We start from the raw sequence: 21,200 nt of genomic DNA, 5'->3' as shown, positions 1-21,200 counted from the left end.
AAAGGCCCCTTCCATGCAGCCCCTCCCGCCCTCCCCGGTGCGCTTCGAGCACCTCACGGACGGTCTCGGCATCGGAACCGGCACCCCCCGGCTGTCCTGGACCCCCGCCGCCGAAGCCGGCGACCAGCACGCCTACGAAATCGAAGTCGAACGCCAGGGCCACAGTCACCGCACCGGCCGGGTCACCGGCTCCGACCACGTCCTCGTCGCCTGGCCCGCCGCACCACTGGCCTCCCGCGAACGCGCCGTCGTCCGTGTCCGCACCTGGCCGACGAACGACGGCGAGCCGTCCGCGTGGAGCGAGCCCAGCACCGTCGAGGCCGGCCTGCTCGCCCCGGAGGACTGGACCGCCGTCCCCGTCGGCGCGGGCTGGGACGAAGACCCGGAGGCCGAACGCCGACCGGCTCGGGTCCGCCGGCACTTCCGGACCGACGACAAGCCGATCGGGCGCGCCCGCCTCTACATCACCGCCCACGGCCTGTACGAAGCCGAGATCAACGGCACCCGCGTCGGCGACGAGACCCTCGCCCCGGGCTGGACCGTCTACCCCCACCGGCTGCGCTACCGCACCCACGACGTCACCGCCCTCCTCACGCCCGGCGCCAACACCATCGGCGCCTGGCTGGGTGACGGCTGGTACCGCGGGAAGTACGGCTTCGACGGCGGCACCCGCAACATCTACGGCACCGACCAGTCGCTCATCGCCCAACTGGAGATCACCTACACCGACGGCACCACTACCGTCATCGCCACCGACGCCTCCTGGCACGCGGCCCCCGGCCCCATCCTGACCAGCGGCCTGTACGAGGGCGAACACTTCGACGCCCGCCTCGACGACCCCCACTGGGCCACCCCGACGGCACCGCCCGACGGCTGGACCCCCGTCCGCACCGGCACCCGGGATCCCCGGACGCTCGTCGCCCCCGAAGGTCCCCCGGTCCGCTGCACCGAGGAGATCCTCCCGGTCTCGGTCACCCGCACCGCCGACGGCCGTCACGTGCTCGACTTCGGGCAGAACCTCGTCGGCCGGCTGAGGATCACCGCCGACGGGCCCGAGGGCACCACCCTCACCCTCCGGCACGCGGAGGTCCTCCAGGACGGAGAACTCGCCACCCGGCCCCTGCGGGAAGCGCACTCCACGGACACGCTCGTCCTTCCCGGCACCGGCCCCTGCACCTGGGAACCCCGCTTCACGCTCCACGGCTTCCGCTACGCGGAGATCTCCGGATGGCCCGGCGAGCTCGAACCGCAGGCCGTCACCGCCCGCGTGTACCACACGGACATGCGCCGCACCGGCTGGTTCGAGTGCAGCGATCCGATGGTCAACCGCCTGCACGAGAACGTCCTGTGGAGCATGCGCGGCAACTTCGTCGACATACCCACCGACTGCCCCCAGCGCGACGAACGCCTCGGCTGGACCGGGGACATCCAGGTCTTCGCCCCCACCGCGAGCTTCCTCTACGACTGCGCCGGCATGCTCGACTCCTGGCTCGCCGACGTCGGACTCGAACAGCTCCCCGACGGCACCATCCCCTGGTACGTCCCCGTCATTCCCGGCGAACCGATGTGGACGCCCATCCAGCCCGGAGCCGCCTGGGGCGACGTCGCCACCCTCACCCCCTGGGCCCTCTACCAGCGCTTCGGAGACCCCGAACTCCTCCGCCGCCACTACCCCATGGGCAAGCGCTGGGTCGACCTCGTCGAAAAGCTCGCCGGCCCCAACCGGCTTTGGGACACCGGCTTCCAGCTCGGCGACTGGCTCGACCCCGCCGCCCCGCCGGACGACCCCGCCGCCGGACGCACCGACCGGTACCTCGTCGCCACCGCCTACTTCGCCCACTCCGCACGCCACCTCGCCCGTGCCGCCCGCGAACTGGGCCACACCGACGACGCCACCGCCTACGGCACCCTCGCCGACGAGATCACCACCGCGTTCCAGAACGCGTACGTCCGCCCCGACGGCTGCCTGACCAGCGACAGCCCCACCGCCTACGCCCTCGCGATCGCCTTCGACCTCCTGGACGCGAGCCGACGCCAGACCGCCGGCGACCGCCTGGCCGAGCTCGTCGAGCAGGACGGCGCCCGCATCGCCACCGGCTTCGTCGGCACCCCCCTCATCTGCGACGCGCTCACCGACACCGGCCACCTCGACACCGCCTACCGGCTCCTGCTCCAGACCGACTGCCCCTCCTGGCTCTACACCGTCGCCATGGGCGCCACCACCATCTGGGAACGCTGGGACAGCCTCCGACCCGACGGCACCCTCAACCCCGGCGGCATGACCTCCTTCAACCACTACGCCCTCGGAGCCGTCGCCGACTGGCTCCACCGGGTCGTCGGCGGCATCGCAGTCACCGCACCTGGCGCCCGGACTCTCGTCTTCCGGCCCCGCCCCGGAGGCGGGATCACCTGGGCACGCACCCGCCACGAGACCCCGCACGGCACCGCCTCCCTGTTCTGGGAGGCCACCGCGGACGGGATGAAGGCAGAGATCACCGTCCCCGCGAACTGCACGGCCGTCGTCGACCTGCCCGGAGGCGAACCCGGCACGCTCGCCCCAGGCACGCACATCCTCTACTCCTCAGACATCACACCGAAATAGCGAGCGATACCTCAAAAATTCGAGCGTACCCGGCATGGATTTCCAACCATGCCGGGAACGCGTGTATGGGAACGAAAAAAGAGCGGCTTCATCCATGCAATCGATGAGGGCTATTCGATATGTGCATGGTGACGCGAAGGTGCCTCGGAGAGCTGCCGCTTAAATTTTTCATGCTCTTGAATGTGCGGTGTATCTGTGCAGCTCAGGGGGCATGCGTCGAATTAATAGAACCCTACGGGTTGACCGGGGCTGCCCGTGGTCATATTTTTCGGCTTGCGTGAAGTGCTGATTGAAGCACCTGAAATCCCTGGAGGCTCCCGCGGGACTCGGGAAGGCTTTCGAGAGGGTGCTGACAGCCTGACGTATCCCCACGGGCTGGAGAGCAGCAGTCGATTCTGCGGCGCCAGCCCCTCCGCCCCCACCGTCCGGAGAGTCGCCGTGAACCGACGTACCTTCCTGTCCGCCGCCATCGCCACAGCGGCAGTCGCCACCCTGACCCCTGGAGCCACCATTCAGGCCTTCGCCGCCACCGATCCCCGCGCCTTCGACCGCGCCGACGCCCTCCTCGCACGGATGACGGCCGCCGAGAAGGAGGCGCTCGTCCGATGCGACTTCGCCTCTCTGGCCCACCTCGGCATCCCCGCGCTGGCCATGGTCGACGCCTCCGCCGGACTGCGCGGCGAGCAGAACGTCACCGCCTTCCCCGTCCCCCTCGCGCAGGCCGCGGCCTTCGACGAGGACCTGGCCCGCCGCATCGGCACCGCCATCGGCACCGAAGGACGTGCCAAGGGCTACAACAACCTCCTCGGCCCCACCATCGACCTCACCCGCACCTGGCACTTCGGCCGCCAGGCCGAAAGCCTCGGCGAGGACCCGCTCCTCGCCGGCCGGCTCGGCGCGGCCCTCACCACCGGCATGCAGAGCCGCCAGGTCACCGCCACCGTCAAGCACTTCGCCGCCTACACCCAGGAGGTGAACCGCTTCTTCACCGACACCCTGGTGTCAGACCGGGCCCTGCACGAGACCTACCAGAGGCCCTTCCGCCACGTGATCACCGCGGCCCCCACCACCTCGGTGATGATGGCCTACCCGAAGATCAACGGCACCTTCGCCACTGAAAGCCCCGCGCTCTTCGACGACGTCAAGAACCACCTCGGGCTCCAGGGCTACACCGTCCCCGACTTCTGGGCCGGCGCCGACCAGGTCGCCGCCGCCAAGGCGGGCATGGACCTCGCCGGCCTCGGACCCGGCGGAGTCAAGCTGGCCCCCGGCTCACTCACCGACGGCTCCATCCCGGCCGCACGCCTGAACGACGCCGCCCGCCGCATCCTCATCACCCTGTTCGCCAACGGCCTCGTGGACAACCCCCTCCCCGCACCGGCCCAGGACGTCAGCACCGCCGAACACAAGAGCCTCGCCCACGAGGCGGCCCTCGGCTCCACCGTCCTGCTCGCCAACCGCGCCGCGGCCCTTCCCCTGCCCGCCACCCTGAAGTCCCTCGCCGTCATCGGCCCCGCCGGCCCCGACGCCCTCACCGGCGTCGCCGGCTCCACCTACGTCGACCCCGGCACCTGGATCACGCCCCTCCAGGCCATCAAGGCCCGCGCCGGCAGCACCGTCACCGTCACCCACGCTCAGGGCACCATCGGTGACATCCCACTCACCACCGTTCCCTCCACCGTCCTGCGCACCTCCGGTGGGACCGCCGGCCTCACCGGCCGCTACTACGCCTCTGCCCAGCCCACCGGCACCCCGGTCGCCACCCGCACCGACCCCGTCGTCGACTTCACCAGTACCCCGGTCGAGAACCTTCCCACCGTCTGGTCCGCGACCTGGTCCGGCACCCTCACCCCGACCCACACCGGCCTGCACCGCTTCTCCCTCCTGCCCGCCGGCACCGCCACCCTCAAGATCAACGGCACCACCGTCGTCTCCGGCTCCCGTGGCACCCGCCGCTTCTTCCTCGGCACCCACGACTACCCCCTCCAGGGCACCATCGAGCTCACCGCCGGCCAGGCCGCAACCATCGAACTCACCTACAACAACGCCATCGCCGACCCGGACGCCATGGGCCAGACCACCTGCGGACTCACCCTCGGCTGGCAGCCCGCCTCCCTCATCCCGGCAGCGGTCCAGGCCGCCCGCACCGCCGACGCCGCCATCGTCTTCGTCAACCGCATGGCGGGCGAGGCGATGGACCACGAGCAGCTCACCCTCCCCGCGGACCAGAACCAGCTCATCACCGCCGTCGCCGCCGCCAACCCCCGTACCATCGTGGTCCTGAACACCGACGGCCCGGTCGCGATGCCCTGGCTGGGCGACGTCGAAGCCGTCATCCAGGCCTGGTACGGCGGCCGCGGCATGGGCACCGCGCTCGCCGCCGTCCTCTTCGGTGACAGCGACCCCTCAGGCCGACTCCCCGTCACCTTCCCCGCCAGCGCCGCGCAGGGCCCCGGCACCACCACCGCGACCTACCCCGGCGCGAACGCCACCGTCTCCTACGACGAAGGCACCGCCATCGGCTACCGCTACTACGACGCCAAGGGGCAGCAGCCCCTCTTCCCCTTCGGGCACGGCCTGTCGTACACGTCCTTCGCCCACGGCTCTCTGGAAGCCGCCTACGACACCGCCGCGAAGACGGTCACTCTCTCCGTCACCGTCACCAACAGCGGCACCCGCCAGGGCACCGACGTCGTCCAGGTCTACGCGACCCTCCCGGCCGCGGCAGCGGCGGAACCGCGCCGCCTCGTCGCCTTCCGGAAGATCACCCTCGCTCCCGGCGTCAACCAGCGCATCACCTTCACCATCCCCGCCGACGACCTCACCATCTGGAGCGCCGGCACCTGGAAGCTCGTCCCGGGCCTCTACACCTTCGCCAGCGCCCGCGACTCCCGCACGATGACCGCACAGCGGGTGGTCACCATCAACTGACCGGCGGGAAGGACAGGCAAGCCCGAAGACTGGTCTCGACCGTTTAGCGGCCGACGCCAGTCTTCGGCCTTGAGCCAGAACGCCACAGCGTTGCTGGTCGCCGTGACCGCGCGCTCGAATCGGGCGAAGGCCGATCCGGATTCGACGGAGTGGATGGTTCCCCTGCCCGAGGCTCACTGTCGGTACGTGGGAGTGGACGGCGACGAAGCTCCGCTGGGGTCTTGGGCGGACCGGTCGGGACGGATGCGCTGAAGGTGTACGCGGAGACGTACGAGGCCGCGATCGTGGACTACCCGCCCGCTCCGTGATGATGGGGCGCCTGTGTGAAAAGCGTGGCTTTCCGTGGAGGTGGAGTCCGCACCGGCTCCGGAGGCCGTCACTCTTTTCTGCGTTTACCGCAGGTCAGCGGCCTATCTGAAAGTCCGTTAGAGGCGCGGTCCCAAGCATGCCCCAGGGGGTCTAGATGTCCCTTTTAGGTCACATGCCGGTCTAGTCCTGTCCGGCGGGGGCGGGGGTGCCTTTCGGGAAATAATCTTGGCCCTCCGCGACGTTTTCGCTCGGCAATTGCTGAGTGGGGGTGGCTGGACCTGAAACTGTTCGACGCGACTTCCCTGATGATTCTGTGAGTTCACGCATCAGGGAGGCTTCGGTTGGCCGAGTGGCAAGTGGTGTGGGTACCGGATTCGGGCCGCTGGGGTGTCCTCCCTGATGAGGATGTCCTCGGGGTTCGGGACTTGCCGGCAGCGGTGGCCCGGATCGGTCTTCGGCCTGGTGATCCAGTGTTCGTGGGGCCGGACGGTACCGTCGATGCGGGGCTCCTGGAGTTCGTCCTGTCCGACTCGTTCCGGCGCTTGGAGCGGGAGACGAAGCGGAACTACGCGACGGACATCCGACCGCTGCTGACCTTCCTGTCCTCGCGCGGGGTTTCCTGGCGAAGGGCGAGCCCCAGGGATCTGGCGGATTACCGCGACTGGCGGTGCCGGGCGGTGGAGAACCCGCAGCGCATCGGCGGGACGAAGTGGAACCGGGAGGCGGCCGCGTTCACCAAGCTGTTTCGGTGGGCGGGGGTTGAGCCGCTGCCGGTGGACGTCGGACGGCGCGAGGACCGGGCCGCGGACTCTGTCAGCTCCAACGTGCTCTGGCTGACGCCGCGGACGTGGCGTTTGTGGTCGGACATCGGGCTGCGCGGCCACCTGGGCCCCGGGTTGCCGGCGGCCGGGTGGGAGTCGAGGACCGAGCTGCGCAACACCAGCTTTGTCCAGCTGCTGCTCGGCTCCGGTCTGCGGCGCCAGGAGGGCGGCTCGCTGCTCACCTTCGAGGTGCCTGTCGAGAGGCTGCGCCATGGCCGCTACTGCCACGGGCAGATCGCCGCAGCCGTCACCCGGGCGAAGGTGGGCCGGGTCTTCTACGCCACGGTGGACGCGGTCGGGCAGGTCGAGGCGTACATCGCCTCGGAGCGCGCCTGGGCCGTCCAGCGTGCCCAGCAGCAGGGCCGGTACGAGCGTCTTGCCGGGTTGAGGCTGGTCACGGGAGTGAGGCGGGGCCGCAGGCCGGTGGTGGAGTGGGTGGACCGGCACGGTGTCGCAGGCCGGCAGGAACTGGGGCGTTTGGGGTGGCGGGAGCGGCAGTTGCTGTTCGTCGACGGCCCGGACGGACCGGAGCCGGCCTGGTTGTGGCTCACCGAGCAGGGCCTGCCGATGGCGCCGGAGCGGTGGAACGGGATCTTCAGGCAGGCCAACCAGCGCTGCGAGCAGGTTTTGCTCACCGCCCGGGAGCGGACGGTGGGGCGCGGTCTGAGGCTGGCGGAGGTTCGTGGCCGGAGTCCGTACGCGACGCCGCTGGCCGCCCGGCATTCGTACGCGCTTTACATGCTGGTCCTGCTGAACACGCTGCTGGAGTCCCGGCTCGGGTTGACGAAGGCGGACCGCCGGGATTTCGCGATGCTGTTCGGTGATCCGTGGTGGTTGGTGAAGACCCTGCTCGGACACGCCGATGTGGAGACCACGAAACGCCATTACCTTGCCCCGGTCGCGCACCTGGAGCTGGAGTCGGTCCTGACCGCAGGACGCGCCGACACCGCTGGGGTACTTCCTGCGGAGGACCTGGACGGGGTGTTCGCCTGCCTTGCCCGCGAGTCGCAGGGTATCCAGGACATCGACATCCTGCTGGCCGGGCGGGCGGACGGATGAGCAGGCGGGGGCGCCGGGCCGCTACGCCTCCGGCCGGATACCGCGCTGCCGAGCCGCTGGCGGCCGACGAACTGGTGGTGACCATCGCCTCGGGCGAGGACACATACTGCCGGTTCGACTTCGCCGGCCTGCCGGTCGCCGAGCCGATGCAGCGTTCCCTGGCCCGTTTGTTCGCTACCAGGTCGGCCCGGTGGAACAGCCTGGAGACCGCGACGGCCTACTGGACGGCGCTGGGAGCGTTCGCCCGTTTCGTCGCCGAGCAACCAGACGTGGTCGAGGACCTGGACGGTCTCACCGCCGCGATGCTCAAGCGGTGGCGGGCCCGGAACATCGCCACCAGCGGAGGCATCAGCCTCATGCGTCACATCAGGCCGCTGTTGAAGCTGGACGAGCGGCTGGCCGCCGGGCCGGTCGCCGAGGAGCTTCTGCGGCGTCTGCCCACCCATCCCTCGAAGCGCCGGGCCTTCGACGCGCAGGAGCAGCAGCACGTGGTGCTGGCCGCGCAACGGCAGTTCCGCGCTGCGCTTCTGCGGGTGCGGGACAACGCCCTCCTGCTGGACCGCTGGAGGTCCGGTGAACTGCCCCGGGGCAGTCGCGAAGCGCGGCTCGGTGCGCTTCTCGACCACCTGGCCCGTACCGGCCATCTCCCCGACCACGACCGTGCAGTGAACTCCGAGCGGAGGGTGGTGGGCGGTACGAGCTGGGAGGACACCTGGGGCCGGCTGTATCTGGACCGCTCGGAGCTCACTGCCCTCGGCGTGTTGCTGACTCACCGGTTCGGCTGGAACCTGTCCGTCTACGAACGTCTGCCCGCACCGACCACGGCGCCGTCAGCCGGTACGGGCACGGCACCGGTCTACCGGATCCAGGTGGAGAAGCGGCGCCAGGGCGGCGGCCGCTGGTTCTCGACGGAGAACGTGGCCGATACCGGCCCGAGCTCGCCCGGGCGGCTGATCGCCCAGGCGCTGGAGGCCACCGCCTTCGCCCGCCGTCTCGCCGCCGTCCTCGCCCCGGGAACGGACCGGCTGATGGTGGCGCGCCGGAACTACCCCAGCAAGTCGCATCGCGACCCGCTCAGGCCCGCCTTCCTCCGAGAGCGTGTACGTACTGCCCGACGAACAGGTCCAGCACGCATCCCGGGACGTCTTCACCGAAGGCGCCAGCGAGGCGCTGGCCCAGGCGCGGGCCGCTGTGTTCGGCGGCCGGCTCACCGGTGCGGCCGATCCCGGCCACACCGCGACCGCCACCGCCGACTGCGCGGACGAAACCTCCAGTCCCTGGCCGGACGGCGCCGGGGGCTGCGCGGCGGATTTCCTGCTGTACCTGGGCTGCCGCAACGCTCACGTCCACCCCGGCCATCACCCGCGCCTGGCCTACCTGCACCAGGGACTGCGCAGTCTGCGCTCCGTGCTGCCCGCCGAGGTCTGGCAGGCACGGTGGGCAGAGCACTTCGCCCGCCTGAACGACCTGCGCGACAAGACCGGCCCGCCCGCCTGGGATACAGCCAGCAGCCGGGCCGACACCGACGACCACACGCTGGTCCACCTGCTGGTGAAGGGAACCCTCCGGCCATGACCGCCGCCCAAGGCTCCGACGACGACCCTTACACGCTGCCCATGCCCACGCCGGAAACCCCGGTGGTGCTGGCGAAGTGGATCAGCCCCGGCAACACCCACCCCAACTCCACCTACCAGGAACCCGTCTGGTCGCTCGCCCCGCTCGTCGACAACCCTGCCAGCGCGCTGCCCCGCATCTACTGGAAGAACTGCTCACCCTCACTGCGCGGTCAGCTGAAGCTGCCCGCCTGGACGATGATCAACGGCTGGCTGCGCCCCACCTACCTCCACACCCGCGGCGTGCAGGCCAAGGCCCGTACCTCAGCCGGCGATCTCTACGCCACCTGCGCCGAGTGGATGAAGCTCGCCCGCTGGCTCGCCCAGCAGAACATCACCGACCTGGCCGGCTGCACGGACACGCTGTGGCGGGCCTACGCCCACGAGCGCCTGGCCACGGTCTCGCGCGCCACCGGGGCGCTGACCTGCGCCCGCCTGACGGACCTGTGGGCCTTCGACCGGCTCTCCGCCTCCCCGGCCGGCATCGCCCGCCCGCCGTGGGACACCGAAGGGGTGGACGACTTCCTGCCCGCCATCGGCGGCGCCCGGGCCGAGAACGCCACCGAGCCCCTCGACCCGCAGGTCCTCGGCCCACTGCTCATCTGGGCCATGCGGTTCGTCGACGACTTCGCCGGCGACATCCTCGCCGCCTCGGCCGAACGCCGTCGGTTGCTCGGTCTCGCCCGCACCAACCAGGGAACCCCGGCCTCCGCGGCCGCACTGGAAGAGTTCCTGCTGCCGCTGGTGCGTGACGGCGGCCCGCTGCCGGCCACCGCGGGTACAGGCCGGCCGCTGCTGGCCAGGTCCTACGTCGGTGCGGTCACCGGCGCCAGCAGATGGCAGGTCCTCCAGTTCGCCGAACAGCACGGCCTGGGCGACCTCGTGGCGCGGAGACCCGGTCCCTGCCCCATGCGCGTTCCCGTCCGAGGGTCGCTCGACGGCAGGCCCTGGCGTACGGCCATGGACTTCCACGACGTGCCCCAGCTGATGCGCCACCTCAGCACAGCCGCTGCCATCGTGTGCCTCTACCTGACCGGTATGCGTCCCCAGGAGGTCTTGAACCTGCGCTCCGGATGCTGCCCCGACCCCGAGCCCGACGACACCACGGGTCGGCACTTGATCCGCTCCCGCCACTTCAAGAACGTCACCGACACCGACGGCCATCACCTCTCCGCCGGCGAGATCCGCGCCGTCCCCTGGGTGGCCATCACGCCGGTCGTCAACGCCATCCGCGTCCTGGAACAGATGGTGCCCGGCGGAGAACTCCTCTTCAGTGCCGCCCACCACAGCGGCCGGCCCGGGGGGTCCCTGCAGACCGGGGGCCTGAACCTGCGGATCAACGACTTCACCGCCTGGGTCAACCACGAGGCCGCCGCCCAGGGCCTTACCGGCCAGCACATCCCCGACGACCCCCACGGCCCCATCAAGGTCAGCCGCTTCCGCCGGACCCTGGCCTGGCACATCGCCCGCCGCCCCGGCGGCCTGATCGCCCTGGCCGTCCAGTACGGCCACATGCGCACCGTCCTGGACGCCCGCACCTCCAGCCGCTACGGCGCCCGAAGCCGCGGCGGCATCCACACTGTCCTCGATGTCGAGACCGCCCTGGCCGCCGCCGACACCGCCGCCCGGCTGCGCGACCAGCTCGCCGCCGGCGAACGCCTCTCCGGCCCCGCCGCCGGCCGGTCCCTCACCGCCGCCGCCCAAACCTCCCGCTTCGAAGGCCGCATCGTCCCGCGGACCTTCGTCCACAAGGCCCGCGCCTATCTCGCCCGCGACGGCATCGTTCTCTACGACAACCCCGATGCCCTGCTGATCTGTGCCTTCCAGCACGACACCGCCCTGTGCAACCCGGTCCCCGGAGCCACCGCACCCCGCCAGTACGACTGCCGCCCCGGCTGCGGCAACACCGTCCGCACCGATACTCACGCCCGCCTGCTCCGTGAGAAGGCTGACGAACTCGACCAGCTCGCCCAGCGACTGCCCCTGCCCATCGCCCGCCGACTGCGGACCAACGCCGACCGGCTCCGCGACACAGCCCACGCCCACGAGGCCACCGCCCAGAACACCGGAAACCTGTGATGAATCCGCATCCTCATGACGAGCGCGCCCGTATCCGAAGCGCCATGGACCGGCTCCTGGCCGGCCAGGCCACAGTCTCCAACGGCAGCCTGACCGTCGCAGCCCTGGCCATCGAGGCCGGCGTCCACCGTATGGCCCTGATGAAGCGGCACGCCGACCTGAGGAACATCTTCTACGAACGGGTCCGTACCGAGACCGGCCAGACAGCGGAGCCCGAAAAGCGCCTGCGGGAGACCGTCACCAGGCTCAAGCAGACGGTCGCCGACCAGAACGCCGAGATCCACGCGCTCCGTCAGCAGGTCGTCCGCCTTACCCTCGCCGCTGCCGTCCTCACCCACGGCCGCTCCATCCGGCCGGGCGTCCGGCCGGACAACGTCAGCGTCCTGCGGCCCGGGCCCGCGGAAACACGCCCGGGCAGATGACGCCCACGCTGCTGTAACCGGACTGTGCGGGAGGGCTTCGTCAGGTGGTGAGGGCCGCGGCGCCGGCGCCGGCGGCGTCCAGGCAGGTACGCAGGCGCTGGATGTAGGTGTCGAAGTCCTCGTCGGTCTTCCAGCTCTGGTAGGCGGTGCCGGCGGCGGCGAGGGCCATGTTGAGCTGGAGGATCCCGATCATCGCGTCCTCGCCGGGGGTCTGGGCCAGGATCCAGGTCTGCAGATCGGTGCGCAGCTGTTCTCCGGATGCCTGGCTGGCCCGGGCGAGGGCCGGGGACTGTGCTTTGAGGCGGCGCATGAGCGGCATGCGGTCGCGCAGTCCGGTGTTGACCTCGATCATGATCGCGGCCAGTGAGTCCCACAGCGGTTCGCCGGGGCTGCGTGCTTCCAGGAGGGCACGCCAGCGGTCGCGGGCTTCGGGGTCCTGGTCGAAGACGACGGCTTCCTTGCTGGCGAAGTAGTTGAAGAAGGTGGCCCGGGACACGTTGGCGGCGGCCGCGATCTGCTCGATCGTGGTCGCCTCGAAGCCCTGCTCCTCGAACAGGCGCAGGGCGGCCTCGCTGATGGCACGCCACGCGGCCAGTTTCTTGCGTTCCCGCAGGCTCATGGATCCTCCCTCACCGAATCATACTTGCTGGACTCGTCGATTTTTAGACGAGTCTAGTATTCTGGTCGGAGTGGTGGGACGCTGCCCCCCGGCGTTCCCCTTCGGAACGTGAAGGGATTTTCATGAGCAAGGTCTGGTTCATCACCGGCGCGTCGCGCGGCTTCGGCCGCTCCTTCGCCGAGGCGGCGCTCGGCCGCGGCGACCGGGTCGCCGCCACCGCCCGCACCGTCGGCACGCTCGACGACCTGGCGGCGAAGTACGGCGACGCCGTGCTGCCGCTGGCCCTGGAGGTCACCGACCGCGCCGGCGTGCGGCAGGCGGTGTCCGCCGCGCACGAGAGGTTCGGACGGCTCGACATAGTCGTCAACAACGCCGGCTACGGGCAGTTCGGCGCGGTCGAGGAGGTCAGCGAGCAGCAGCTGCGCGACCAGTTCGAGACCAACGTGTTCGGCGTCTTCCACGTCACGCAGGCCGTGCTGGCCCTGTCCTCCCGAAGCTGCCGCGAATTGACAAGTAGCGCTCTGTAGCAAAGCGGGGGTGTGCTTGTCCGGGTTTTCGATCTTCTGGGGTAGCCGAGGGGGCGGGTCCGTGAGGTTGGTCCGGTCACGATGACCGGAGGGAGCGCGGGGTGCGGCAGGACTGGGAGCCGGAAGACCTGATCGAGGTCTGGACCCTGCTGGAGGAAGACCAGGAGCGGCTGCGGAACAAGTCGGGGGCGAACCGGCTGGGGTTTGCGTTGTTGCTGAAGTTCTTCGAGGTGGAGGCCCGGTTCCCAGAGGATGCCGGGGAGATCCCGGTGCCCGCGGTGTCGTACGTAGCCCAGCAGGTGAAGGTGCCGGCCGAGGAGTGGGCCGCATACGACTGGTCGGGGCGGGCGATCAAGCGGCACCGGGTGGAGATCCGGGGCGCGTTCGGGTTCCGGGAGTGCACCGCGGAGGACCAGGTCCAGCTCGCCGAGTGGCTGGCGGCGGAGCTGTGTGGGGTGGAGCTGAACCGGGACCGGCTGGCGGAGGCCGTGGTCGTGCGCTGCCGGGGGGATCGGATGGAGCCGCCGACGCCGGGACGCATTGCCCGCCTGGTGGGGTCGGCGGTGACCACCTTCGAGGAGCGGTTCTGTACGGCCACGGTGGGCCGGCTGTCGGCGGCGACCCGGTCCCGGCTGGACGACCTGGTGGCCGAGGACGCCGGCGGGGAGGAGTCGGCGGGCGGCGGGGTGTCGTTCTTCTCCGAGCTGAAGGCGGACCCGGGCGCCCTGGGGCTGGACAGTCTGCTGGCGGAGGTGAACAAGCTCCAGCGGGTGCGTGCGCTGGAGCTGGCGCCGGAGCTGTTCGGGGACGTGTCGGAGAAGCTGGTGGCGGCGTGGCGGGCGCGGGCGTCGAAGGAGTACCCCTCGGACCTGCGGGCGGCAGCCGGGCCGGTGCGCTATACGCTGCTGGCCGCGCTGTGCCATGTGCGGCAGACGGAGATCACCGACTCGCTGGTGGAGCTGTTCATCCAGCTGGTGCAGCGGATCAACACGCGGGCGGAGAAGAAGGTCGAGAGCGAGTTCACCAAGGATCTCAAGCGGGTCCGTGGCAAAGAGGGGATCCTGCTGCGACTGGCGGAGGCCGCAGTCGCGGAGCCGGGCGGCACGGTCCGCAAGGTGATCTTCCCGGTGGCCGGGGAGTCCACGCTGAAGGCCCTGGCGGCGGAGGCCGCGGCGAACGAGGCCCGCTACCGGGCCCGGGTGCGCACGGTGCTGCGGTCGTCGTACTCGGGGGCACTGGCGGCGGATGCTCTCCCCGCTGCTGGGGGCGCTGGAGCTGAAGTGCAACAACACCGCTTACCGGCCGGTGATGGACGCCATCGACCTGCTGAAGCGGTACCTGGACCAGCCCATCGCCAAGGAGGGCGCGTTCTTCGACGAGTCGGAGAAAATCCCGCTGGCCGGGGTGGTGCGCGAGGAGTGGCGCAAGGCGGTGGTGGACGAGCGCGGCCGCGTCGAGCGCATCCCGTACGAGCTGTGCGTGCTGGTCAGCCTGCGGGACGCGCTGCGGCGCCGGGAGATCTGGGTCCCGGGCGCGGGCCGGTGGCAGAACCCCGAGGGCGACCTGCCCCCCGACTTCGAGGACAACCGCGATGTCCACTACGACGCGATCCGCCAGCCGCAGGACCCTGGGTCCTTCATCGGGGCCCTTCAGAAGCGGCTGCGGGAGGCCCTGACCCGGCTCGACACCGCGCTGGGGCTGGGCACCACGGGCGGCGTGGACATCGTCCGCAAGCACGGCGAGCCGTGGATCAAGGTCTCGCCGCTGGGCAAGCAGGCAGAGCCGGAGAACCTCGTCGCGCTGAAGGCGGAGATCGAACGCAGGTGGGGCACCATCGACCTGATCGACATCCTCAAGGAGGCCGAGTTCGCCACCGGGTTCACGTCCGAGTTCGCCTCAGTCGCCACGAGGGAGGCGGTCCCGAAGGCGGTGCTGCGGCGCCGGCTGCTGCTCGTGCTGTTCGCGCTGGGCACGAACATGGGCATCAAGCGGGTCGCGGTCACCGGCAAGCACGGCGAGAGCGAGGCCGTCCTGCGCCGGGTGCGGCACCTGTTCGTCAACCGCACCAACCTGCGCGCCGCCCTGGTCCGCCTGGTCAACGCCACCTTCGCCGCCCGCGATCAGGCGTGGTGGGGCGAGGGCACCGCCTGCGCGAGCGATTCGAAGAAGTTCGGGTCCTGGTCCTCGAACTTCATGACCGAGTGGCACCAGCGCTACCGCGGGCCCGGCGTGATGATCTACTGGCATGTCGAGCGGAAGTCGCTGTGCGTCTACTCCCAGCTCAAGTCCTGCTCGGCCTCCGAGGTCGCGGCGATGATCGAGGGCGTGCTGCGGCACTGCACGGACGTGGAGATCGACCGCCAGTACACCGACACCCACGGGGCCTCGATCGTCGGGTTCGCCTTCGCCCACATGCTCGGCTTCAACCTGCTCCCCAGGTTGAAGAACGTCGGCTCGGCGCGGTTGTACCGGCCGGCGGCTGGGGAGGACGACACCTGGCCGCATCTGGCGCCGGTGCTGTCGACCAAGACGATCGACTGGGACCTGATCGCCCAGCAGTACGACCAGATCGTGAAGTACACCACCGCCCTGCGGCTGGGCACCGCCGAGGCCGAGCAGGTCCTGCGGCGCTTCACCCGCGGAGGCCCCAAGCACCCCACCTACCGGGCGATCGAGGAACTCGGCCGGGCGGCACGTACGGCGTTCATCTGTGACTACCTCGCCGACGCCGACCTGCGCCGCGAGATCAACGACGGACTCCAGGTCGTGGAGAACTGGAACTCCGCCAACCACGACCTGTTCTACGGCAAGGACGGTGATCTGACCGGCTCCGACAAGGAGTCCCAGGAGGTCTCGATGCTCGCGCTGCACCTGCTCCAGTCCGCGCTGGTGCACGTCAACACCCTGCTCCTCCAGGACATCCTCGCCGAGGAGAAATGGCAGAAGAAGCTCACCGACGCCGACCGGCGGGCCCTGTCCCCGCTGTTTTGGACGCACGTGAACCCGTACGGCCGGTTCGAGCTGGACATGAATTCCCACCTGGACCTCGTCGCCGCCGTGGCGGCTTCGGTGCCCGGCCCGCGCAGCGGCGAGCCGGCCACGTCCCCGGCCTGACGAGCAGCCGGACAGCGCCGAAGCGGGTTCCTGGGCCGCTATCTGTTCAACATCACTGCCAGCGGTCCCGGCCAGGGCCTGCGTCCCTTCCGTGATCCGGACGCGCCCGAGAACGGTGACGAGGAGGAGTAGCCCCGGTCAGCCCCGTCGCGAAGGTGGCTGCTCCTCGGGTGCGTAGGGCGGGGCGCGGGCGAAGAGGGTGAGCTGGTGCGGCGAAGCCGGCTGGGAGCGAGCCGGTCAGGGAGTTCGTCCATCAGGGAGTGTGGAGGGAGCGCGGTGCCACTGCGTTCTGTTCCGTGAGGTGGCCGTCCATGGTGGCGTTCAGGTCGGCAATGAACGCTTCGACCTGTTCCAGGAACTGGGGTGGGTAGGGCGACATCGCGGCGTCGAGGCGGTGGGCGAGCGGGCCGAAGAACTCGTCCGCCCTTTCCTGGATGTGCTCGCCGCTGTGCAATGTGACGATGCGCCGGTCGGAGTGCTCGCGGGCGCGGGTGATGTGCCCGGCCGCTTCGAGGCGGTTCAGCAGCGCGGTGGTGGCGCCGGTGGACAGGGAGATCCGTTCGCTCAGCCGCGCCGGTGACAGGGGGGTGCCGCGTTCCTCGGCGGCGGCGATCTCCAGGACCGCGGTCGCGTCCGTGGAGTGCAGGCCCAGCCAGGCGGCGAAGCGCCGGCTGAGCTCGGAGTAGTGGCCGCCGTAGATCCTCAGCGACTCCATCAGCCGCTCACGCTGCTGAGCGACCCCGTCACGCACTGCTTCCTCCACGCCTCCGCCCTTTCTCTCCTGTCGCACGGTCCGCACGGTCATCCGCTTTGACAACCTACCTCCATCACTTTACCTTCACGATGGAATTACTTCACCATGGAGGTATCTGGAATGCGTGACCCGTCCCCCACCCCCGAGGAGACGACCGAGCCCTACCGGTGGCGGTGGCTGATCCTCGCGGTGATGATCGTCGCGGAGATCATGGATCTCCTGGACGCCTCGATCGTCAACGTCGCCGGACCGGACCTGGAGAAGTCCCTCGGCGCCGGCTCGGTCGGACTGCAGTGGGTGATCGGCGGCTACGCCCTCACCCTGGGCGCCGGTCTGGTGCTCGGCGGGCGGCTCGGTGACCGTTACGGCCGGCGCCGGATGTTCCTGATCGGACTCGCGGCCTTCACCACTGCATCACTGCTGTGCGCTATCGCGCCGAACATCGAGTCGCTGATCGCCTTCCGCCTGCTGCAGGGCACCGCCGGAGCGATGCTGCTGCCCCAGGGTCTGGGCCTGCTGCGCGAGAACTTCTCCGGCCCCGAGCTCACCAAGGTCTTCGCGATCTTCGGCCCCGTCCTCGGCCTGGGCGGCATCATCGGCCCGGTCCTGGGCGGCTTCCTCATCGAGGGCGACTTCTTCGGCCTGGGCTGGCGCTCGGTCTTCCTGATCAACCTGCCCATCGGCATCGCGGCACTGATCGTCGCCGCGAAATTCGTGCCCAAGAAGGCGGGCGACCACACGGTCCGGGTCGATATGACCGGCGCCGCCCTGGTCGTGGCGTCCTGCGCTCTGCTGGTGCTGCCGCTCAACCAGGGCCAGGAGAGCGGCTGGCCGCTGTGGACGTGGCTGTCCATGGCCGCCTCCGTGATCGGGTTCGCCCTCTTCGCCCTCCAGCAGCGCCGCACGGCCGCCGCGGGCCGCGAGCCGCTGGTGACCCCCGGCCTGCTGCGCAAGCCCGCCTTCACCGTCGGGCTCGGCGGCATCGCCCTGTTCTTCGGCGGACTCATCGGCACCCAGCTCGTCCTGACCCTGTTCCTCCAGATCGGCCAGCACTTCACCGCCGGTGACGCGGGCCTTGGCAACCTGCCCCTCGCGGTGGGAACCGCGATCGGCGGCGCCATCAGCGGCGCGTTCCTCGCCGACAGGATCGGCCGCAAGGTGCTCCAGATCGGACCGCTGGTCCAGCTGGCCGGCGCCGCCGTGCTGTGGTTCGAGCTCGACGGCCTCGACTCCGCCTCGTTCTCGATCTGGGACATCGTCCCGGGCACGACAGTGGCGGGCATCGGCGCCGGCATGGTGATCGCCGCCCTGTTCAGCTTCATCCTGGCCGCGGTCGACGACGACGAGATCGGATCCGCCTCCGGCGTCCTGACAGCGGTCCAGGCGGTCGGCGGCTCCATCGGCGTCGCGGTCTTCGGCTCGGTGTTCTTCGCCCAGGCCAAGACCGGTGACTTCACCGGCGGCTTCCACCGCGCGCTGATCGTCCAGGCATGCCTGCTGGTGGTCTTCTTCGCGATCACCTTCCTGCTGCCCAAGAAGGGCCGCCCCGAAGACGAGCAGCACGGCATCACCCCCGAGACCACTGCCGACGACTCCGGCACCAAGCAGCACCTCGCCATCTGAGCCCCGGCCGGGGCCGTGCACGACAAGCGGCCCCGGCCGGGACCGCACCGGAGCCGCCGCCCGAGGCGGGAGAAGCCCAGGAAAACGAAAGGGAGCGCCATGACGCACCGGAATGTGCTGATCGCGGGAGCCGGTATCGCCGGTCCGGCCCTGGCCCACTGGCTCAAACGGCACGGAATGCAGGCCACCCTCGTCGAGCGGGCCCCCGCCCCGCGGGAGGGCGGACAGACCGTGGACCTGCGCGGTGCCGGACGGGACGTCGCCCGCAGGATGGGCCTGGAACACACCCTCCGGGCCCACGCCACCCGCGAAGAAGGCATCCGCTTCGTCGACGCGGCGAACCGCACCAGAGCCGCCTTCACCAGCGGCGCCTTCGGCGGCCAGGGACCGATCGCCGACCTGGAGATCCTGCGCGCCGACCTCTCGCGCATCCTCTACGAGGCCACCCACCCACACACCGAGTACCTGTTCGGGGACGAGATCACACAACTGTCCGACACAGGAAAGAAGGTCGACGTCACCTTCCGCAACGGGCCGGACCGTGCATTCGACCTCGTCATCGCCGCCGACGGAGCCCGCTCCCGCACCCGCGACCTGATCTTCGGCGACACCACCGACATCCGCCCCGTGGGCCTGACGACCGCGTACTTCACCATCCCCCGCGAGCCCTCGGACGGCACCTGGGCCCGCTGGCACAACGCCACCCAAGGACGCACGGCGACCCTGCGCCCCGACAACCGGGGCACCACCCGCGCCTCCCTGTCCTACCTCTCCCCGCCCCGCGGAGACGAACGCCTGGCACCCGACGCACAGAAGCAACTCCTGCGCCGCCTGTTCACCGGCACCGGCTGGGAGATCCCACGCATCCTCACCGCCATGGACACCGCCGACGACTTCTTCCTCGACTCCGTCATCCAGGTCCGCATGCCTTCCTGGTCCCGGGGGCGGATCGCTGTCGTCGGCGACGCCGCGTACTGCGCCTCGCCCCTCAGCGGCATGGGCACCAGCCTCGCCCTCACCGGCGCCTACGTCCTGGCCGGCGAACTCGCCCACCACGCGCATCACGGCAACGCGTTCGCCCGCTACGAGCACATCCTCCGCCCCTACATCACCCGCGCCCAGCACCTACCGCCCGGCGTTCCTCACATCGCCTCACCCCGCACCCGGGCCGGCATCCGGGCCCTCAACACCGTCCTGTACGCCGCCTCCCGGCCCCGCGTCGCCAAAGCGCTCAACCGCTTCCTCGTACCGCCAGCCGACACCTTCACACTGCCCCCGTACGGCCTCTGACAGGTCACGATCGCTAACAGCACTCTCCTGGGCATCCCGACAGGGCTGGAACACCTATCCGCCGTCCGGCTTCAGACCCCCGCACGCGGTCCACCTGCGGCACTCAGGTCGTCGCATCCGTACCGCAGTGCCGGTGTCCGGGTGTGAGTAGTTGGCGTACAGGAAATCCCGGTGAGAACGATCATGGTCTGGGCGGCGTGAGGGCGTTGACCCGGTTCTCGTACTCGCGGCGGGCCTTGCGCTGGGCCGGGATCGCCGGGAAGCCCTGGGCGCCGTCGAGCGGCTGGCAGCGGGCGAGGAGCCTATGGTGCACGGCGGGGACGGCACTGACGCGCAGGGTGTAGCCCTGGCCCCGCCGTACGGTCACCCCCTGGTCGAGCGCCGCACGCTCGGCGGGCTCCAGCTCGGTGGTGCGGAGGAAGTCGGCGATCTTGCCCGGCATGTCGAGGGTGACCGGCAGTTCCGGGGCGGGGGTGTCCTGCTCGGTGGCGGTGTGTTCGGGCAGGAGATCGGCGACGGCGGTGCGGATCGCGCTGCGGCTGACGCCGTGATCACGGGCGAGGGCGGCGATGGACCGGCCCTCCAGGTACGCGGTGCGGACGGCGTCGCTCTTGTCGGCCGGGACGGCGGGGCGGCGGCCGCCCTTGTTGCCCTTGGCCTCGGCGGCGCGCAGTCCGTCGTACGTGAGCTCGCGCTGGAGGTCGCGCTGGAGTTCGCCGGCGGCGGCGAGGGTCTGCACCATGAACTTCACGGTGGACAGCAGCTCGCCGGTGCGCGGGTGGCGGGCGGTGAGGTCCATCGCGGAGAACGCGCCGTCGTGGATGCGCAGCGCCACCTGGTCGCGGTGGAGGACGTCGAGCACGTCGAGAATGTGACCGGTGCCGCGTACGAGGCGGAACATCTCGGAGATGTGCACAGTGTCGCCCGGCCGCGCGTAGGCGAGCAGCTCGGCGAACTTGGGACGCTCCAGCGGGTGGAGGCGGCTGGAGGTGCCCGCGGTCTCCTCGAAGACGACCGGGTCCTCGATCCCTGCCTCGTCCAGGACGAGGTTCTGACGGCCGGTCGACTGCTGGTCGGTCGACACCCTCTTGTAGACCAGGTTGGCCATGCCGCTCCCCGTGGTGGTGGTCGCATTCGACCCTAGCTGTCAGCAAACCCTGTCATCAGCCGCCATCGGATCTCATTGGATCCGTGTCGCCGTGGGGCCCGGAAAGCCTGGGTTCATTGGACGCTCGCCATCCCTGTCTTCATTCGTTCGTTTGACGACAGGCAGGCGCGGCTCGGTTGACGGCGCCCGTCTCCACATTCCGTCCGGGACTCCGCCTTCTGCACGGACGAAGGCACTGACGGAATTGCCATGGCCTGCCCCCAGCCGTGTTCACGGGAAGGGTGCGGGCGTCGGTGCCAGGACCCTGGCCGGCGCGGGCAACATGACGC

The 21,200-nt window shown here is 70.3% G+C and carries 12 protein-coding genes and 2 pseudogenes; 11 read left to right on the top strand and 3 right to left on the bottom strand.

Translation table 11 applies throughout. The features are described from left to right. The first annotated feature begins 13 nt into the window (after nucleotides 1-13). The 6 genes from IE326_RS38485 to IE326_RS38460 all read left to right on the top strand — a co-directional run bounded on the left by IE326_RS38485 (nucleotide 14) and on the right by IE326_RS38460 (nucleotide 11,836). The gene (locus IE326_RS38485; RefSeq protein ID WP_190044868.1) at nucleotides 14-2,602 is read left to right on the top strand and encodes a family 78 glycoside hydrolase catalytic domain; all 2,589 of its coding nucleotides are present in this window, start codon (nucleotides 14-16) and stop codon (nucleotides 2,600-2,602) included. 438 nt (nucleotides 2,603-3,040) lie between these two features. Then, nucleotides 3,041-5,533 (top strand): glycoside hydrolase family 3 protein, encoded by a 2,493-nt coding sequence (locus tag IE326_RS38480; protein WP_190044867.1) that lies wholly within the window; start codon nucleotides 3,041-3,043, stop codon nucleotides 5,531-5,533. Between the two features lie 650 nt (nucleotides 5,534-6,183). Further along, entirely contained in the window at nucleotides 6,184-7,722 is a 1,539-nt protein-coding gene (locus IE326_RS38475; protein WP_190044866.1) for a site-specific integrase, read from the top strand. 1,098 nt (nucleotides 7,723-8,820) lie between these two features. Then, nucleotides 8,821-9,297, top strand: a complete 477-nt coding sequence (locus IE326_RS38470; protein ID WP_190044865.1) for a hypothetical protein — start codon at nucleotides 8,821-8,823, stop codon at nucleotides 9,295-9,297. Next, nucleotides 9,294-11,414, top strand: coding sequence for an integrase (locus tag IE326_RS38465; protein ID WP_190044864.1), 2,121 nt, complete (start codon nucleotides 9,294-9,296; stop codon nucleotides 11,412-11,414). Before IE326_RS38470 ends, IE326_RS38465 begins: the two co-directional genes overlap by 4 nt. Further along, nucleotides 11,414-11,836 (top strand): hypothetical protein, encoded by a 423-nt coding sequence (locus IE326_RS38460; protein ID WP_373310398.1) that lies wholly within the window; start codon nucleotides 11,414-11,416, stop codon nucleotides 11,834-11,836. The genes IE326_RS38465 and IE326_RS38460 overlap by 1 nt, the downstream gene beginning before the upstream one ends. Nucleotides 11,837-11,876: 40 nt before the next feature. Here the strand turns inward: IE326_RS38460 and IE326_RS38455 are convergent, their stop codons facing one another. Further along, complete coding sequence (locus tag IE326_RS38455) at nucleotides 11,877-12,455, bottom strand: TetR/AcrR family transcriptional regulator (RefSeq protein WP_190044863.1); 579 nt, start codon at nucleotides 12,453-12,455, stop codon at nucleotides 11,877-11,879. Between the two features lie 122 nt (nucleotides 12,456-12,577). Here IE326_RS38455 and IE326_RS38450 point away from each other — a divergent pair. The 3 genes and pseudogenes from IE326_RS38450 to IE326_RS41305 form a co-directional block, all read left to right on the top strand. Beyond that, nucleotides 12,578-12,940, top strand: a pseudogene (locus IE326_RS38450) (SDR family NAD(P)-dependent oxidoreductase); the annotation flags it as partial. A gap of 143 nt (nucleotides 12,941-13,083) precedes the next feature. Then, nucleotides 13,084-13,485: pseudogene (locus IE326_RS41310) on the top strand (DUF4158 domain-containing protein); the annotation flags it as partial. 742 nt (nucleotides 13,486-14,227) lie between these two features. After that, complete coding sequence (locus IE326_RS41305; RefSeq protein WP_229915860.1) at nucleotides 14,228-16,096, top strand: Tn3 family transposase; 1,869 nt, start codon at nucleotides 14,228-14,230, stop codon at nucleotides 16,094-16,096. 253 nt (nucleotides 16,097-16,349) lie between these two features. On the opposite strand, the gene IE326_RS38440 is transcribed toward IE326_RS41305, so the two are convergent. Further along, nucleotides 16,350-16,859, bottom strand: a complete 510-nt coding sequence (locus IE326_RS38440; protein WP_030758782.1) for a MarR family winged helix-turn-helix transcriptional regulator — start codon at nucleotides 16,857-16,859, stop codon at nucleotides 16,350-16,352. 111 nt (nucleotides 16,860-16,970) lie between these two features. Between IE326_RS38440 and IE326_RS38435 the strand changes: the two genes are divergently transcribed. Both IE326_RS38435 and IE326_RS38430 read left to right on the top strand, forming a co-directional pair. After that, the gene (locus tag IE326_RS38435) at nucleotides 16,971-18,473 is read left to right on the top strand and encodes an MFS transporter (protein ID WP_190044862.1); all 1,503 of its coding nucleotides are present in this window, start codon (nucleotides 16,971-16,973) and stop codon (nucleotides 18,471-18,473) included. Nucleotides 18,474-18,572: 99 nt separating this feature from the next. Further along, nucleotides 18,573-19,763, top strand: coding sequence for an FAD-dependent monooxygenase (locus IE326_RS38430; protein WP_190044861.1), 1,191 nt, complete (start codon nucleotides 18,573-18,575; stop codon nucleotides 19,761-19,763). A 181-nt stretch (nucleotides 19,764-19,944) separates the two neighbouring features. Here the strand turns inward: IE326_RS38430 and IE326_RS38425 are convergent, their stop codons facing one another. Beyond that, nucleotides 19,945-20,871, bottom strand: coding sequence for a recombinase family protein (locus IE326_RS38425; protein ID WP_190044860.1), 927 nt, complete (start codon nucleotides 20,869-20,871; stop codon nucleotides 19,945-19,947). Nucleotides 20,872-21,200 lie beyond the last annotated feature (329 nt).

The sequence above is a fragment of the Streptomyces filamentosus genome, from assembly GCF_014654895.1.
GTDB lineage: Bacteria > Actinomycetota > Actinomycetes > Streptomycetales > Streptomycetaceae > Streptomyces > Streptomyces filamentosus.
Note: the sequence above shows the minus strand (reverse complement) of the source record. Positions and strands in the feature narration are given on the sequence as shown.